Origin of the sequence: Marinihelvus fidelis (assembly GCF_008725655.1) — a bacterium.
GTDB lineage: Bacteria > Pseudomonadota > Gammaproteobacteria > Xanthomonadales > SZUA-36 > Marinihelvus > Marinihelvus fidelis.
This window is the reverse complement of record NZ_VYXP01000005.1, coordinates 57397-72278: the sequence shown is the minus strand read 5'-3', so window position 1 is coordinate 72278 and position 14882 is coordinate 57397. Positions and strand designations below refer to the sequence as shown.

Genomic DNA, 14882 nt, shown 5'->3' with positions numbered 1-14882 from the left:
AGTTCTTGCTATTCACTCCTCTCTCCTCACTCCTCCCATCAATGGGCGTCGTCCCAGTTTGGGCCGTGGCCGGCGTCGACCACCAGCGGCACGTCCAACTCCGCCGCTGCTTCCATGCGCTCGATGATGCCGGCGCGGACCGTGTCCAGGTCGTCGACGGGGACTTCCAGGACCAGTTCATCGTGCACCTGCATGGTCAGGCGTGTCCGCGGCTGCTCGGAACGCAGCCAGCGATCGACGGTGATCATGGCGCGCTTGATGATGTCGGCCGCGGTGCCCTGCATGGGCGCGTTGATGGCGGCGCGCTCGGCGCCCTGGCGGCGCTGCTGGTTCGACGCGGTGATGTCCGGCAGGTACAGGCGACGGCCGAACAGCGTTTCCACGTAGCCCTGTTCCCGCGCCGTTTCGCGGGTGCGCTCCATGTAATCGCGCACCCCGGGGTAGCGGGCGAAATAGGTGTCCATGTAGTCCAGCGCCTCGCCGCGGGCGATATCCAGCTGTCGTGCCAGGCCGAAGGCCGACATGCCGTACATCAGCCCGAAGTTGATGGCCTTGGCGGCGCGGCGCTGGTCCGTGGTGACGGCTTCGGCATCCACGCCAAAGACCTCACCGGCCGTGGCACGGTGGACATCCACGCCGTCACGGAACGCGCGCAGCAGGCCCTCATCAGACGACAGGTGGGCCATGATCCGCAGTTCGATCTGCGAATAGTCGGCGGCGAGCACGCACATGCCCTCGGGGGCGATGAAGGCCTCGCGGATCCGCCGCCCGCGCGCGGTGCGGATCGGGATGTTCTGCAGGTTGGGATTGGACGACGACAGCCGCCCGGTTGCCGCCACTGCCTGGTGGTACGAGGTGTGCACGCGGCCGGTGTCCGGGTTGATCTCCTCCGGCAGCTTGTCGGTATAGGTGGACTTCAGCTTCGACAGCGAGCGGTATTCCAGGATCAGTTTCGGCAACTCGAAGTCCGCGGCCAGCTCGTGCAGCACGTCTTCGGCGGTCGACGGCTGGCCTTTCGGCGTGCGGCGCACCACCGGCAGTTCCAGCTTCTCGAACAGGATCTCCTGTAGTTGCTTGGGTGAACCCAGGTTGAATGGCTGGCCGGCGGCCTCGTGGGCGCGCTTCTCCAGGTCGATAATGTCCCTGGCCATCTCGCTGCTCTGCCGGCGCAGCAGCTCACCGTCGATCAGTACGCCGTGGCGCTCCATGCGCGCCAGAACCGGCACCAGGGGCATCTCGATGTCGCTGAACACGCTGGCCGGCGCGGCCTCTTCTGACAGCCTGGGCCACAGGTGCTGGTGCAGTTGCAGCGTGATGTCGGCGTCTTCGGCCGCGTAAGGGCCGGCCTCCTCCAGCGCCACCTGGTTGAAGGTGATCTGCTTCGCACCCTTGCCGGCGACATCTTCGTAGTGAATGGTGTTGCGACCCAGGTATTTCAGCGCCAGCGAATCCATGTCGTGGCGGCTGCCGGTGCTGTTGAAGACGTAGGACTCAAGCATGGTGTCGTAGGCCAGGCCATCGACCTCGATGCCGTAGCGGGCCAGGACGTTCATGTCGTATTTGAAGTGCTGGCCGACCAGGGCGTGGTCCGGGCTTTCGAGGATCGGGCGGAGCGCTTCAAGCACATCATCCATGGCCAGCTGTTTCGGCGCGCCGGGGTAGTCGTGGCCCAGGGGCAGGTAGGCGGCATGGCCGGGCTCGACCGCGAAGCTGAGGCCGACCAGGTTGGCGCGCATCGGGTCCAGGCTGTCGGTCTCGGTATCGAAAGCGATCAGCTCCGCGCCCCGCAGGCGCTCGACCCAGGCCTCGAACCCCGCCTGGTCGGTGACGGTGTCGTACCGGGCCTCGACCGGCGCGGTGGGTTCGTCGCCCAGTTCCTGCAGCCAGCTGTTGAACTCGTAACGCTGCAGGAACTCGCGCAGCGCCGATTCGTCGGTATCGCCCATGCGCAATGCGTCGGGCGCGCTGTCGAGCTCAACATTGTCGCGAATGGTCGCCAGTTCCCGCGATAAAGGCAGGGTCTCCAATGCGTCGCGCAGGTAGCCGCCAATTTTTCCGCCGATCTCGTCGGCGTGGGCCATGACGCCATCCAGGTCGCCCCAGGCCTGCAGCCACTTGGCCGCGGTCTTTGGCCCGCACTTTTCAACGCCCGGAATGTTGTCGGCCTTGTCGCCAGTCAGGGCCAGGAAATCGACGATACGCTCCGGTGGCACGCCAAACTTTTCCTCGACGCCGGCCCGGTCCATGCGGGTGTCGGACATGGTGTTGACCAGCGTGACCCGGTCGGTGACCAGCTGAGCCAGGTCCTTGTCGCCGGTGGAGACCACGCAGCCCAGGCCGTCAGCCTCGGCCCGGCGCGCGAGTGTGCCGATCACGTCGTCGGCTTCCACGCCCTCGACCTGGATGATCGGCAGTCCGAGCAGCTGGACCAGCTGGTGAATGGATTCGACCTGGGCGCGCAGTTCGCCGGGCATCGGCGGCCGATTGGCCTTGTAGTCAGCGTACAGTTCGTGGCGGAAGGTGGGCCCCTTGGCGTCGAACACTACGGCCACGCGGTCACTGCCGGCGTCGGTGGCTTCGCGGACCAGGCGGCGCAGCATGTTGGCCACGCCCAGCAGCGCGCCGGTGGGCTCACCCCCGGAATTGGTCAGGTTGGGCAGGGCGTGAAAGGCGCGGTACAGGTAGGACGAACCGTCCACCAGGTAGAGGGTCTTGGAATCAGGGCTGAGCATGGTTAGGGAAGCCGGGTTATGAGGTCTGCTATGCTCAGCATACTCAAACCCGGTGGGGGGATACAGGCATGATTCGACGAATCCACGAATGCGTTACTGCCAGGCTGGCCAGGTGGCCGGTGGCCCTGCTGTTGCTGGCACCTTTGCCGCTGGCCGCGCAGTCGGACGACCCGGCCGCGCCGCCGCCGATCCCGCCCATTGACGCGCCGGATCGCCCGGTCGAGGAACTGGACGAGGGCGTGCCCATCCCGCCAAAAGTGCAGGACGAAGATTCCCGCCTGGAGCCCACCGTTGATATCCGCCGCGACGAGGACGACAACCTGGTCGAGGAGTACCGCATGGACGGCCAGGTCTACATGGTGAAGATCACGCCGAAAAACGGCATTCCGTACTACTACGTCGACGACGACGGTGACGGCCGCCTGGAGTTGCGCGAGAGCGACCGCTCCGCCTACCCGGTCAAGCCGGTGTACTGGAAGATCAAGGAGTGGCATTGACCGGGACGGTCGAACGGGCCGTCGCCGTGCTGGGGCGGGCCGCGGCTTGGCTGACCCTGGCCATGGTGGTCGTGACCTTCGGTATCGTGGTGCTGCGCTACGGCCTTGATCGCGGCTGGATCTGGTTGCAGGAATCGGTCACCTGGATGCACGCGACCGTTTTCATGGTGGCCGCGGCCTGGACCTTGCAGGATGATGGTCATGTCCGCGTGGACATCTTCTATCGCCAGGCGTCACCGCGCCGGCAGGCTTGGGTCGACCTGCTGGGCACGCTGATTTTGCTGGCACCGTTCTGCATTTTCGTGCTGCTGGTCGGTTGGGATTACGTGGCCGCCTCGTGGCGAATGCGCGAGGCGTCCGGCGAGGCCGGCGGCCTGGCCGCGGTCTACCTGCTGAAGACCCTGGTCTTGGTCATGCCGCTGTTGCTCCTGGCCCAGGCCCTCGCGGCCCTGCCCCGGCAACTGGCGCACATTCGCGGCACCCAAGCGGCCGCATGACCCCGGAGCGGCTCGCGCGCCTGGACGGCGTGCTCAACCGGCGCCAGCCCGACCTGGCCATCCTGGCCGAGAACCTGCACAAGCCGCGCAACCTGTCGGCCGTGGTACGCACCTGCGACGCCGTCGGCATTCCCGAAGTCCACATCGTGCCGGGCAAGGACCGGCCCAGGCGTCACTGGCACACCTCCCAGGGGGCGGAAAAGTGGGTCACACCGGTCATTCATGACGACATCGACAGCGCCTGCGCGTCATTGAAGTCGGATGGCTTCACCATCCTTGGCGCGCACCTTTCCGACCGGGCTGTTGATTACCGGGATGTGGATTACACCGTGCCGACCGCGTTGCTGCTGGGTACCGAGGCCTTTGGCGTGACCGACGACGCGCTGGCGCGCGTGGATACCGAGATTGTCATCCCGATGATGGGCATGAGCCAGTCACTGAACGTATCGGTGGCCTGCGCAGTGGTCTTGTACGAGGCGCTGGCGCAGCGCCGTGCCGCGGGTTTGTACGAGAGCAGCCGGATGGCGCCCGCAAAACACCGGAAAACGCGGTTCGAATGGCTGCACCCGACGCTGGCGCGCTGGTGCCGCGACCACGATGTCGCCTATCCGGCCATCAACGCCGACGGTGACCTGCTTGAAGACCCGCGCAAGCGCTCGAAGCGCTAGCTTTCGCCGCGCAGAAACGCCATGACCGGCGCAGGATCGGGGCGCTTTCCGGTCCAGATCTCGAAGCTCACCACGGCCTGGCCGACCAGCATGCCCAGGCCATCGTGCGCGGCAATGTCGTTGGCCGCGCACCAGCCCAGGATGGGCGTTGCCGCGGCGCCATAGTTGAAGTCGTAACAGGTCGCGCCCGGCGCGAATAGCGCGTTTCGTAGCGGCGGCAGGTCGCCGTGGTGCCCCAGTGACGTCGCGTTCATGACCAGGTCCGCCGCCCGGGCCTGATCCAGCTGCCCGAAGCCGAACCCACGGACGTCCCCAAGGTCGGCATGGGCGCGTGCCAGGGCTTCTGCCGTGGCCGCGGTGCGGTTGTAGATGTCGATGCGCCGGGCGCCCGCGTCCAGCAGCGCCGCCAATGCGCCGCGCGTGGCGCCGCCGGCGCCCAGGATGATGATGGTCTTTCCGGCGGGTGCCAGGCCCAGCCGCTCCAGGTCGCTGACCAGGCCGGCGCCGTCGGTGTTCTCGGCATGCCAGCCGCCGTCGCGACGGACCAGGGTATTGGCGGCGCCGGCCAGTTCGACGCGCCTTGAACAGGTCGTCGCCAGCGCCCGGACTTCCTGCTTCAGCGGCGCGGTAATGTTGCCCCCCTGGCCACCCTCGGCGGCGAACGCGGCCAGCGCGTCGGCGAGGGTTCCCGCCGGGGCCTCTCGGGCGTCGTAGTGGATATCGATACCGAACTGGCGGCCGAACATCGGGTGAATCAGCGGTGATTTGGACTGCGCGACCGGCGAGCCGAAAATCGCCAGGCGCAGCGCTGGTCGCTCGCTCATCGTGCCAGCTTGAGCCAGGCCGCGGCCTGCGGGGCGAAGTAGGTGAGGATGGCGTCGGCGCCGGCGCGCTTGAAGGCCAGTAGCGACTCCATGACCACCGCCTGCTCGTCGAGCCAGCCGTTGGCCGCCGCGGCCTTGAGCATCGCGTACTCGCCGGAGACCTGGTAGACCAGCGTCGGCGCGCCGAACTCATCCTTCACCCGCCGGACGATGTCCAGGTACGGCATGCCGGGCTTGACCATGACCATGTCGGCGCCTTCGTCCAGGTCGAGGCCGGCCTCGGTGAGCGCCTCGTCGCCATTGGCCGGGTCCATCTGGTAGGTGTACTTGTTGCCGCCGCCCAGGTTGCCGGCAGAGCCGACCGCGTCGCGGAACGGGCCGTAGAACGATGACGCGTACTTGGCCGAGTAGGCCAGGATGCGGGTGTTCACATGGCCGGCGTCTTCCAGCGCGTTACGGATAGCGCCGACGCGCCCGTCCATCATGTCCGAAGGTGCGACCACGTCCGCACCGGCGGCGGCATGCGACAGCGCCTGCTTCACCAGCGCGTCGATGGTGGCGTCGTTGACCACGTACCCGTCGTCATCCAGCAGGCCGTCCTGGCCGTGCGTGGTGTACGGGTCCAGGGCGACGTCGGTGATCACACCCAGTTCCGGGTACGCGGCTTTAAGCGCAGCGACCGCGCGCTGCGCCAGGCCTTCGGGATTCCAGGCTTCGCGTCCGTCCGCGGATTTCGCGTCGGCGGCGGTGACCGGGAACAGCGCCAGCGCCGGGATACCCAGTGCGTGGGCCTCACCCGCGGCCACCAGCAGCCGGTCGATGGTCATACGCTCCACGCCGGGCATGGACGGCACCGCCTCGGCATGGTCGTCGCCGTCGAGGACGAAGACCGGCCAGACCAGGTCATCGACGGTCAGCCTGTTCTCTCGGGCCAGCCGGCGGCTGAAGTCGTCGGCGCGCATGCGGCGCATTCGGGTGATGGGGTAGCTCATTGGGGTGTCCGGTTCAGCATCGGGCGGAGGTGGGGCAGTTTAATCGACGCCATCCGGGCTGTCAGTGCCGTAGTCCATCCACGGCTTGATGGTCTCGACCCATTCTTCCAGCCCCTGCCGGCTGGTCGATGAAAATACCTGCGCCGTGGCGCCAGGGGGTAAGGCCTTGCGCACTTTCAGCAACGAGGCCTGCGCCGGGCCGCGCTTGAGCTTGTCGGCCTTGGTCAGCAGCACGTGCACGGGCAGGCCGGCGGCCGCGCTCCAGTTCAGCATCTGCTCGTCGAACGGCTTCAGCGGGTGGCGGATATCCATGACCAGGACCACGCCGCGCAGGCAGTGGCGGGTCTCCAGGTAGGTTTCCATGACCTGGGTCCAGTGCTGCTTGAGCTTCACCGGCACCTTGGCGTAGCCATAGCCGGGCAGGTCGGCGATGCGCCGCGAGATATCCAGCTCGAAAATTACGATCTGCTGCGTGCGTCCCGGGGTCTTGCTGGTTCGCGCCAGTGATTTCTGTCCTGTCAGGGTGTTCAAGGCGCTGGATTTGCCGGCATTTGAACGGCCGGCGATGGCGAATTCGAAGCCGGCGTCCGGTGGCAACTGGTGCAGGTGATGGGCGCTGGTCAGGTACTGGGCCTGTCGGAACGGGTTGTCGGCGGGCATGGTGTCGCTCCAGGCGGGCCGCCGCGCTGGTCACCAGCGCTGGAATGCGGCGATTGAAATCGGGATAATAGCGGGCCGTCCGGACCATTGTACCGACTTAGCATCCCATCGTGAGGGAACGGAGACACGAGCCATGATCGCAATTCGCTGGGCTGTAGCCAGCCTGTCCATCCTGATGAGCCTGACCGCCTTCGCCGAGGGCGACGCGGCCGCCGGGCAAAGCAAAGCTGCCACCTGCGCGGCCTGTCATGGCATTGACGGTAACAGCACCGTGGCCAACTGGCCGAAACTGGCCGGCCAGCACCCGGACTACCTGGTCCGCCAGACCACGCTGATTCGCGATGGCGAGCGCCCGGTGCCGGAAATGCAGGCCCTGGTCGCCAGCCTGGACGCGCAGGACATCGAAGACCTGGCCGCGTACTTCTCCGAGCAGGCCGCCAAGCCGGCCGCCGCCGACGAGGCGCTGGTCGCCGCCGGCGAAAAGCTCTACCGCGGTGGCAACGCCGATGAAGGCACGCCCGCCTGCCTGGCCTGCCATGGCGCGGCCGGTGAAGGCATCCCGCTCGCCGGTTACCCGAAACTGGCTGGCCAGCACGCCACCTACACGGCCAACATGCTGAAGAAATTCCGCGCCGGTGACACCTGGGGTGAAGACGACGCGCCCAGCCAGGTCATGACCGGCGTGGCCCGTTACCTGACCGACGCCGAAATCGACGCCGTCGCCAGCTACATCGAAGGCCTGCACGCCGCCGGCGAATAATTCCACGCCGCTGGACCCGCCGCGCGGAACCCCGCGCGGTTTGCGTGGTCACAGCCGGAAGCAATGGAGAGAGCCATGATCAAGACCCTGTTGACCGTAATCAGCCTGGCCGCTGCGTCCTTCCCCGCCTGGGCACAGTCCGGCGCGCCGTTTGAAGAAGGCAAGCACTACTTCACCATCGAACAGCCCGAGGGCTATCGCCCGATTGACGGCGTCAAGGTGACCGAGGTGTTCAGCTACCTGTGCAGCCACTGTGCCTCCTTCGAGCCGTACATCGAGAACTGGCACGCCAAGCAGCCGGAATCGGTGCAGTTTGACCGCATCCCGGTCGAGTTCGGCCGCGCCATCTGGTCGCTGTACGCCCGCGCCTATGTCACCGCGTCCGTGCTCGGTATCGAGAACGCCTCGCACAAGGCAATGATGGACATCATCTGGAAAGACAAGCGCCAGATGCGCAACATGGACGAGCTGGCCGAGTTCTACTCCCAGTTTGGCGTTGACGCCGAAAAGTTCGTCGCCACGTCGAAGTCGTTCGCCGTCGACATGCGCATGAAGCGTGAACAGCAGCAGGTGCGCCAGGCCGGTGTTAGCGGTACGCCGTCAATGCTGGTCAATGGCAAGTACCGTGTCAGCGCGGGTGGTGCCGTCAGCGGTTTCGACCAGATGCTGGCCGTTGTTGACTACCTGGTCGCGCAGGAAATGGCCACGGAGTCAGTGGCCCAGGTCGCCACCCCGGCGCAGTAACCACCCGGGTCTCAACGTGGGGCGCTATGCGCCCCACGCCATCCTGGCCGCCACGGCCAGCAGGCAGAATCCGAAAATCTTCCTGACCCGCGCTGGATCGGTGTGGTGCACCACGGCCGCGCCGATCGGTGCCGTCAATACGCCGGCGATGGCAATGCCGGCGAACGCCTGCAGGTCAACATAGCCGGTCACCCCCAGGCCCAGCTCGCGGCCAAGTACAACGAACGTCAATGCGCCGGCGACGGCGATCGGGTAGCCGCAGGCGGCCGCCGTGGCCACCGCGCGCTGGGGCAGGCTGCCATGCCACATCAGCCAGGGTGCCGTCAGGCTGCCACCACCGATGCCCACCATGCTCGATAACGCGCCGATGACCGTGGCCACCCCGGCCTGGATGGCTTTGCCCGGTTGCGGGCGTTGCTTTTCCGGCGTGCGCGCGACCAGCAACTGGATGCCCGCGGCGGTCACAAAGAGCGCAAAAACCAGCGCCAGCTGGCGGGTGTCCAGGTGGTCGGCGAGCACGGCGCCGATGGCCGCGCCAACCAGTAACCCCGGCACGAAACGCCCGACCTGTGGCCAGTCCACGGCCCGCCGCCGCGCGTGCGCGACGATGGAGCTGAGGGACGTGACCAGCATCACGGCCAACGAAGTCGCGACCGCCATGTGGGTGGCCAGGGGGGCGTATGCCGAGTCGCGGCTGAACAACAGGGTCAGCGCCGGCACGATCACGAGTCCCCCGCCGATGCCCAGGAATCCCGCCAGGAACCCGGCGATCGCGCCAATCACCACCAGGTCAACGGGGCTCAAGGCCGGCTCCCGTGGTGGTCGTATCCGCGTCGTGACGGGTCACGCTCGCTTGGGCGAAGTGGGCTTGTCGGCTGACCGGGCTTTGCCTATTGTGGAGGTCATGAACAGGGTGCATCTGACCAGCATAACCCAGGGCCTGGCGGCCGCGGCGCTGGCGTGCGCCCTATCGCTTTTGTCGGCGAACCAGGTATCGGCAAATCCGGCGGCGCAGGCTGTCGACCCGGCGCAACGTGCCTTGTTCATGCAGGCCTGGCAGTCGGCCAGGGCCGGCGACCGCTCGACCTTTGACGCCGCGGGCGAGCGCCTGAGCGACTACATCCTCTACCCCTATTGGCAATACGAAGATTTTCGTTACCGGCGTGCGGTGGCGGACCCGGACGAGGTCGCCGCCTTCCTCGACGCCCACGAGGACTGGGCCTTTGTCACCGCGTTGCGGCGATCGTGGCTGCGGGCGCTGGGCGAGCGCGGGCACTGGGCCGCGCTGCGGCGTTACGGGGCGACTGCGGATACCGACGAAAACCGCTGTTACCACGCCCGCGCGCGGCTGGCCGAAAACGATACCACCGGCCTGCTGGCGCAGGCGCGCGACCTGTGGGCGGTGGGCCACTCCCAGCCCGATGCCTGTGACCCGCTGTTCGCCTGGATGATGAAGCAGGGCGGCGTCGACGCCGAACTGGCCTGGACACGGATCAATCGCGCCATGGCTGAGGGCAATGCCTCGCTGACGGCCTACCTGGCCCGTTTCCTCGCCCCGGCTGACCAGGCCTGGCTCGATCGCTGGCGCCAGCTCGACCGCACCCGCTACCGCGGCCTGGACAAAGCGGCAGCCTGGCCCGATACGCCGGTCACGCGCCAGATCACCGATACATCGCTGCGCAAACTGCTGCGTCGTGACCCGGCCGAAGCCATGCGCGTGTTCACGGCGCTGGACGGCCATTTCAACTGGGGCGACCAGGCCCGTGGCGACCTGATGCGCGAAATCGCGCTGATGGCCACTGTCGACCTGGATCCGGGCGCGCGGGCCTTTATCGAGCAGGTGCCCGACGCCCACGTTGATGACCAGCTGACCCAGTGGTGGGCGCGCCTGCTGCTGGCGCAGTCCGACTGGCCGGCGCTGCTTCAGGTGATCGAGCGCATGGCGCCGGAGACCGCAGACGATGATCGCTGGCGCTACTGGAAGGGCCATGCGCTGGCGTCACTCGATGAGGGCGACCGGGCCGAAACCATTTTCTCGTCGCTGGCGCGCGAGACCAACTACTACGCATTCCTCGCTGCCGATGCCCTGCGCTGGCCCTACACGATCTGCGAAATACCGCCGGTGGTGCCTGACGATGTCGCCGGGGCGGTTGCCGGGCGCAACGACATCCGGCGGGCGCTGGAACTGCACCGCGTCGATCTGGAGAACTGGGCGCGCGCGGAATGGGGTCGCAGCATGCGGCGCCTGGATGTCGAAGAACTGCGCGCGGCTGCGGCCGTCGCCCGGGGTGAGGGCTGGTATGACCGCGCCATCTTCGCCCTTGGGGACAGTGGCGACCTGCGCTGGTACGAATGGCGATTCCCGGTGATGTTCGAGGAACCGGTGCTGGAGTCGGCGCGCCGCGAGCGGCTGGACGCCGCCTGGGTTTACGGCATCATGCGTTCCGAAAGCGCGATGATGGAGTCGGCGCGATCGTCCGCCAATGCGCTGGGCCTGATGCAGGTCACGCCAGCCACGGCCAGTACGCTGTCGCGGAAGCACGGCATCGGCTACCGCTCCAGCGCACAGTTGCTGGACGGGCCCACCAACATCCGCTTCGGCACCACCTACCTGCGTGACCTGCTGGATGACTACGCCGACAACCCGGTGCTGGTCTCCGGCGCATACAATGCCGGCCCCGGCGCGGTCGACCGCTGGCTGAAGTCCCGGCCGAAGGGCAATGCCGCGGCCTGGGTGGAAACGCTGCCGTATTACGAGACCCGGGACTACATCCCCCGGGTGCTGGCCTTCACGACCATCTACGAGTGGCGCCTGGGCCAGCCGGTGCGGCGGGTCAGCGCGCGTATGCCGGACATCGAATCCGGTAACATTGACCACGACGAAACGACCGAGGTGGTGTGCAGCGCCGGCCCGGCCGACATGGCCGCCGTCGCGCCCTGATCCGCAAATGAATCCCGTGGTTTACCTGGTGGGCGGCGCCGTCCGCGACGAACTGCTCGGCCTGCCCGTGCGCGAGCGCGACTGGGTCGTGACCGGCGCGTCGCCGGAGTGGCTGCTGGACCAGGGTTTCCGCCAGGTGGGCGCCGACTTTCCGGTGTTCCTGCACCCCGAAACCGGCGAGGAGTACGCGCTGGCCCGCACCGAGCGAAAGCGCGGCCACGGCTACCATGGCTTCACCGTGACGTTCGATCCCGGGGTCAGTATCGAGGACGACCTGGCCCGGCGCGACCTGACCATCAACGCCATCGCCCGCGCCGGGGACGGCAGCCTGGTCGACCCGCATGGCGGCCGTTCGGATCTGGACGCCCGTTGGTTGCGTCACGTGTCACCGGCATTTTCAGAAGACCCGCTGCGTGTACTGCGCGTGGCGCGATTCGCCGCGCGCTTGTCCCACCTGGGCTTCCGAGTGCACCCGGACACGCGGCAGCTGATGCGTGACATGGTCGCCAGTGGCGAGCTTGAACACCTGGTGCCGGAACGGGCCTGGGCGGAAATCAGTCGCGCCATGGGCGGTCCGCGGCCGCGCGTATTTATCGAGACCCTGCGCGACTGCGACGCGCTGGCGGTGCTGCTGCCGGAGCTCGACCGGCTGTTCGGCGTTCCACAGAACCCGGAGTATCACCCCGAGGTGGACACCGGCGAGCATGTCCTGATGGCGCTGGACATGGCCGAAGCCCTGGGCGGCTCTGCCGACGCGGTAACCGCGGTGTTACTGCACGACCTGGGCAAGGGCCTGACACCGGCCGAAGAGTGGCCGTCACACCGTGGCCATGAGCACCATGGTGCACCGCTGGTCGAAGCTGTCTGTGCCCGATTCCGATTGCCGAACCGTACCCGCGACCTGGCCGTTCGTGTCTGCCGCCACCACCTGCGCAGCCACCGCTTGCTGGAGGCGCGACCGGACACCGTGATGAAGCTGCTGGAGGCGCTGGACGCGTTCCGCCGCGATGACGTGGATGATTTCGTGCTGGCCTGCGAGGCCGATTATCGTGGCCGCGGTGGCGGCCTGGACCAACGGCCGTACCCGCAGGGGCAGCGGCTCCGCGCCGCGCTGGAGGCCGCGAAGGCCATCCATGCGCGTGATCTCGAGGGTGTCCCGCCGGGCCCGGAGATGGGCGTGGCGCTACGACGCGCCAGGGTCCAGGCGATCGCTGATCTGGCGGTCCAGCCAGGGGACGATATGCCGCGCGGGGGTCCACAGCAGTAGCAGGCCGGCGGCCACGCCGATGGTGTTGTAGATCATGTCGACCCAGTCCATGTGCCGGTAAGGCGTCAGCGACTGGGCCCACTCCAGGCCGCCACCCAGCGCCAGCATCGCCAGCGCCCAGGCCCATTTCCGACGCGGCTGGACCATGCCCCACCACCAGGTCATGGCGGTGTAGGCCAGCGTGTGCTGCACCTTGTCGATGCCGGTGACCGGCACCGGCGGGCCGACGTTGAACAGCGAGCCGGCGATGACGAAGGTCATCATGGCCGCGCCAAGCGCGAACCACCAGTGCAGCAGTCGCAGGCGGCCGGTGCCGCCGGCGGGCGCCGGAGACGTGTTGTTCAAAGGTATCCCCTCATGTCGGCCAGCCCGAAACCGCGCAAGGGCGTATCGAAATCGCGCGCCAGGGCCATGACCTGGAACTTCTCACCCATGGCGCCGGGCAGGGTCAGCATCCTCACTTCCCGGGCCAGGTCAAACCGCGCAGTGTCCGGCAGGTCCGCCATGCCCGCCAGCACGGATTCCATGCCGCAGCCGATCAGGAACTGCGCCTGCGGCGCGTAACCGGCGCAGTCCAGGCCACAGGCATCGCCGGCCTCGGCGATGGCGGTGAAGTCGACGAAGGCGGTCAGGTCCTGCAGGCCCGGCCAGAAGAACGGGTCGTCATGGGCGCGGTGACGGTAATGGCAGACCAGCGTGCCGTCACGACGTTCCGGGCGGTAGTACTCGTCGCGCGGGTGGCCGTAGTCGATCATCAGCGCCACGCCGCGCCGCAAAGTGGCCGTCACGGTGGCCAGCCAGCCCGGCAGGTCCAGGCAGAGTTCGGAAACATAGCCGTCTTCCAGGTGCCCCAGGCGCTCACCCAGGGCCGATTCGGCAGCCCCGGCCAGGCGTTCCGGCGCGTTCCGGGCATCCCAGGCGAAGCCGTCGCCGTCGATGCGCACACCCAACTGGCGGATCACGCCGTCGGCCAGCGTGAAGCGCTCTACCGCCAGGGCGTCGATGACCTCGTTGGCCAGGATGACGCCGTCCCATGGCGCGTCTGGCGGCGTGTCCAGCCACTCAACCCGATCCAGGTGCGCGGCGGCATGGGTAGCAATCGTGTCCTTCTGCACGGCACGAAGGTCGGCGCTGCGCTCGAGGATTCGATACCTTCCTGGGCCATCCTCGCCCAGCGCGTTCAGCACGCCGGCGGCCAGGCGGCCGCTGCCGGCGCCGATCTCCAGGATGTCCCACCGCCCGATTTCGTGGCCGATGTCGGCGGCCTGCGCCGCCAGGCAGCGCGAGAACACCCACCCCAGCTCGGGCGAGGTGACAAAATCGCCGTCGGCGCCAAACTTGGCCAGGCCGGCGCTGTAGTAGCCCAGCCCGGGCGTATACAGTGCGGCTTCCATGTAGTCCCGGAACGAAAGGAACCCGTCGGACTCAATGCGGGCCCGCAGTTGTCCGGTCAGCGCCCGGCTCACCTGCTTGAGCTCGTCGGGGGGTTCGGGCAGGATGGCGTTCGGTCGGACGTCAGGCATGGAGGGCAGTTTCTGTGAGCGATGCGGCAAAGTCCAGCGATGAATTCGCCCTGATCACCGGCGGCGCGCGGCGGATTGGCCGGGCCATTGTCCAGGCCCTGCACCGGCGTGGGCTGCGGGTCATCATCCATTGCCGTTCCAGCGTTGACGAGGCCAATACCCTGGCCCGCGAGCTGAACGACCGGCGGCCCGGCAGCGCCTTCGTCACGGTGGCCGACCTTGAACACCGGGATGGCCCGGACCAACTCGCGCGCTCGGTGATGGCGATCACGCCTGAGCTGGCGCTGCTGGTCAATAACGCCTCGCGGTTTCACCCGACCCCGGTAGGCGAGACGGAGTACGATGACTGGCGTGCCCTGATGGGCAGCAATGCGCGGGGTCCGTTCTTCCTTACCCAGGCACTGGCGCCATCGCTGGCCGGTGGCGCCATCGTCAACCTGCTGGATATCCATGGCCGCCGGCCGATGCGCCGCCATACTGTCTACGGCATGGCCAAGGCCGCACTGGAAATGATGACCCTGTCACTGGCCCGGGAGCTGGCGCCGGATATCCGCGTCAACGGCGTCGCGCCGGGCGCCATCCTGTGGCCAGAGGGTGAAGCGGACCCGGATACGGCGGCGAAGAACCAGGCGGCCATCCTCGAGCGCGTGCCGATGGGCCGCACCGGCACACCGGAAGACATCGCCGGCGCAGTGGCCTGGCTGGGGCTGGATGCGCCTTACGTGACCGGCCAGGTGCTGGCCGTTGATGGTGGGCGAAGCCTGTACGGCTAGCCCG

At 67.6% G+C, this 14882-nt stretch carries 15 protein-coding genes; 8 read left to right on the top strand and 7 right to left on the bottom strand.

Annotated features, from left to right (window positions below; translation table 11 throughout):
- Positions 1 to 38: 38 nt before the first annotated feature.
- Positions 39 to 2732, bottom strand: coding sequence for a DNA polymerase I (gene polA / locus F3N42_RS08310; RefSeq protein WP_150863967.1), 2694 nt, complete (start codon positions 2730 to 2732; stop codon positions 39 to 41).
- 68 nt (positions 2733 to 2800) lie between these two features.
- Here polA and F3N42_RS15745 point away from each other — a divergent pair, with 68 nt between their 5' ends.
- Genes F3N42_RS15745 through trmH form a run of 3 tightly spaced genes read left to right on the top strand, consistent with a single transcriptional unit; the run spans position 2801 to position 4394 of the window.
- On the top strand, positions 2801 to 3229 hold the full coding sequence (locus F3N42_RS15745) for a DUF2782 domain-containing protein (RefSeq protein WP_224784821.1): 429 nt from the start codon (positions 2801 to 2803) through the stop codon (positions 3227 to 3229).
- Positions 3220 to 3726 carry a TRAP transporter small permease subunit gene (locus tag F3N42_RS08300; RefSeq protein ID WP_406600460.1) on the top strand — a complete coding sequence of 169 codons (507 nt, stop codon included), beginning with the start codon at positions 3220 to 3222 and terminating at the stop codon, positions 3724 to 3726. The genes F3N42_RS15745 and F3N42_RS08300 overlap by 10 nt, the downstream gene beginning before the upstream one ends.
- Complete coding sequence (gene trmH, locus F3N42_RS08295; RefSeq protein WP_150863966.1) at positions 3723 to 4394, top strand: tRNA (guanosine(18)-2'-O)-methyltransferase TrmH; 672 nt, start codon at positions 3723 to 3725, stop codon at positions 4392 to 4394. The genes F3N42_RS08300 and trmH overlap by 4 nt, the downstream gene beginning before the upstream one ends.
- Here the strand turns inward: trmH and aroE are convergent.
- The 3 genes from aroE to yihA are packed head-to-tail and all read right to left on the bottom strand — an operon-like array spanning position 4391 to position 6870.
- Entirely contained in the window at positions 4391 to 5218 is an 828-nt protein-coding gene (aroE, locus tag F3N42_RS08290) for a shikimate dehydrogenase (RefSeq protein WP_150863965.1), read from the bottom strand. The two genes, trmH and aroE, sit on opposite strands and share 4 nt — an antisense overlap.
- The gene (gene hemB / locus F3N42_RS08285; protein WP_150863964.1) at positions 5215 to 6210 is read right to left on the bottom strand and encodes a porphobilinogen synthase; all 996 of its coding nucleotides are present in this window, start codon (positions 6208 to 6210) and stop codon (positions 5215 to 5217) included. Before hemB ends, aroE begins: the two co-directional genes overlap by 4 nt.
- A gap of 39 nt (positions 6211 to 6249) precedes the next feature.
- Positions 6250 to 6870, bottom strand: a complete 621-nt coding sequence (gene yihA, locus F3N42_RS08280) for a ribosome biogenesis GTP-binding protein YihA/YsxC (protein WP_150863963.1) — start codon at positions 6868 to 6870, stop codon at positions 6250 to 6252.
- A gap of 133 nt (positions 6871 to 7003) precedes the next feature.
- On the opposite strand from yihA, the gene F3N42_RS08275 reads away from it, so the two are divergent.
- Both F3N42_RS08275 and F3N42_RS08270 read left to right on the top strand, forming a co-directional pair.
- On the top strand, positions 7004 to 7630 hold the full coding sequence (locus F3N42_RS08275; protein WP_224784818.1) for a c-type cytochrome: 627 nt from the start codon (positions 7004 to 7006) through the stop codon (positions 7628 to 7630).
- Between the two features lie 75 nt (positions 7631 to 7705).
- Positions 7706 to 8374, top strand: a complete 669-nt coding sequence (locus F3N42_RS08270) for a thiol:disulfide interchange protein DsbA/DsbL (RefSeq protein ID WP_191621308.1) — start codon at positions 7706 to 7708, stop codon at positions 8372 to 8374.
- A gap of 24 nt (positions 8375 to 8398) precedes the next feature.
- Here F3N42_RS08270 and F3N42_RS08265 read toward each other — a convergent pair whose 3' ends face one another.
- Positions 8399 to 9178 (bottom strand): sulfite exporter TauE/SafE family protein, encoded by a 780-nt coding sequence (locus F3N42_RS08265; protein WP_191621307.1) that lies wholly within the window; start codon positions 9176 to 9178, stop codon positions 8399 to 8401.
- A gap of 100 nt (positions 9179 to 9278) precedes the next feature.
- On the opposite strand from F3N42_RS08265, the gene F3N42_RS08260 reads away from it, so the two are divergent.
- Both F3N42_RS08260 and F3N42_RS08255 read left to right on the top strand, forming a co-directional pair.
- The gene (locus F3N42_RS08260) at positions 9279 to 11315 is read left to right on the top strand and encodes a transglycosylase SLT domain-containing protein (RefSeq protein WP_150863960.1); all 2037 of its coding nucleotides are present in this window, start codon (positions 9279 to 9281) and stop codon (positions 11313 to 11315) included.
- Between the two features lie 7 nt (positions 11316 to 11322).
- A complete protein-coding gene (locus F3N42_RS08255) occupies positions 11323 to 12582 on the top strand; it encodes a multifunctional CCA addition/repair protein (RefSeq protein WP_150863959.1) in 1260 nt (419 codons plus the stop codon).
- Here F3N42_RS08255 and F3N42_RS08250 read toward each other — a convergent pair.
- Both F3N42_RS08250 and F3N42_RS08245 read right to left on the bottom strand, forming a co-directional pair.
- Positions 12499 to 12927, bottom strand: coding sequence for a VanZ family protein (locus tag F3N42_RS08250; RefSeq protein WP_150863958.1), 429 nt, complete (start codon positions 12925 to 12927; stop codon positions 12499 to 12501). The genes F3N42_RS08255 and F3N42_RS08250 overlap by 84 nt on opposite strands.
- Positions 12924 to 14105, bottom strand: coding sequence for a class I SAM-dependent methyltransferase (locus F3N42_RS08245; RefSeq protein ID WP_150863957.1), 1182 nt, complete (start codon positions 14103 to 14105; stop codon positions 12924 to 12926). Before F3N42_RS08245 ends, F3N42_RS08250 begins: the two co-directional genes overlap by 4 nt.
- Positions 14106 to 14119: 14 nt before the next feature.
- Here F3N42_RS08245 and F3N42_RS08240 point away from each other — a divergent pair, with 14 nt between their 5' ends.
- Entirely contained in the window at positions 14120 to 14878 is a 759-nt protein-coding gene (locus F3N42_RS08240; protein ID WP_150863956.1) for a pteridine reductase, read from the top strand.
- The last annotated feature ends 4 nt before the right edge of the window (positions 14879 to 14882 follow it).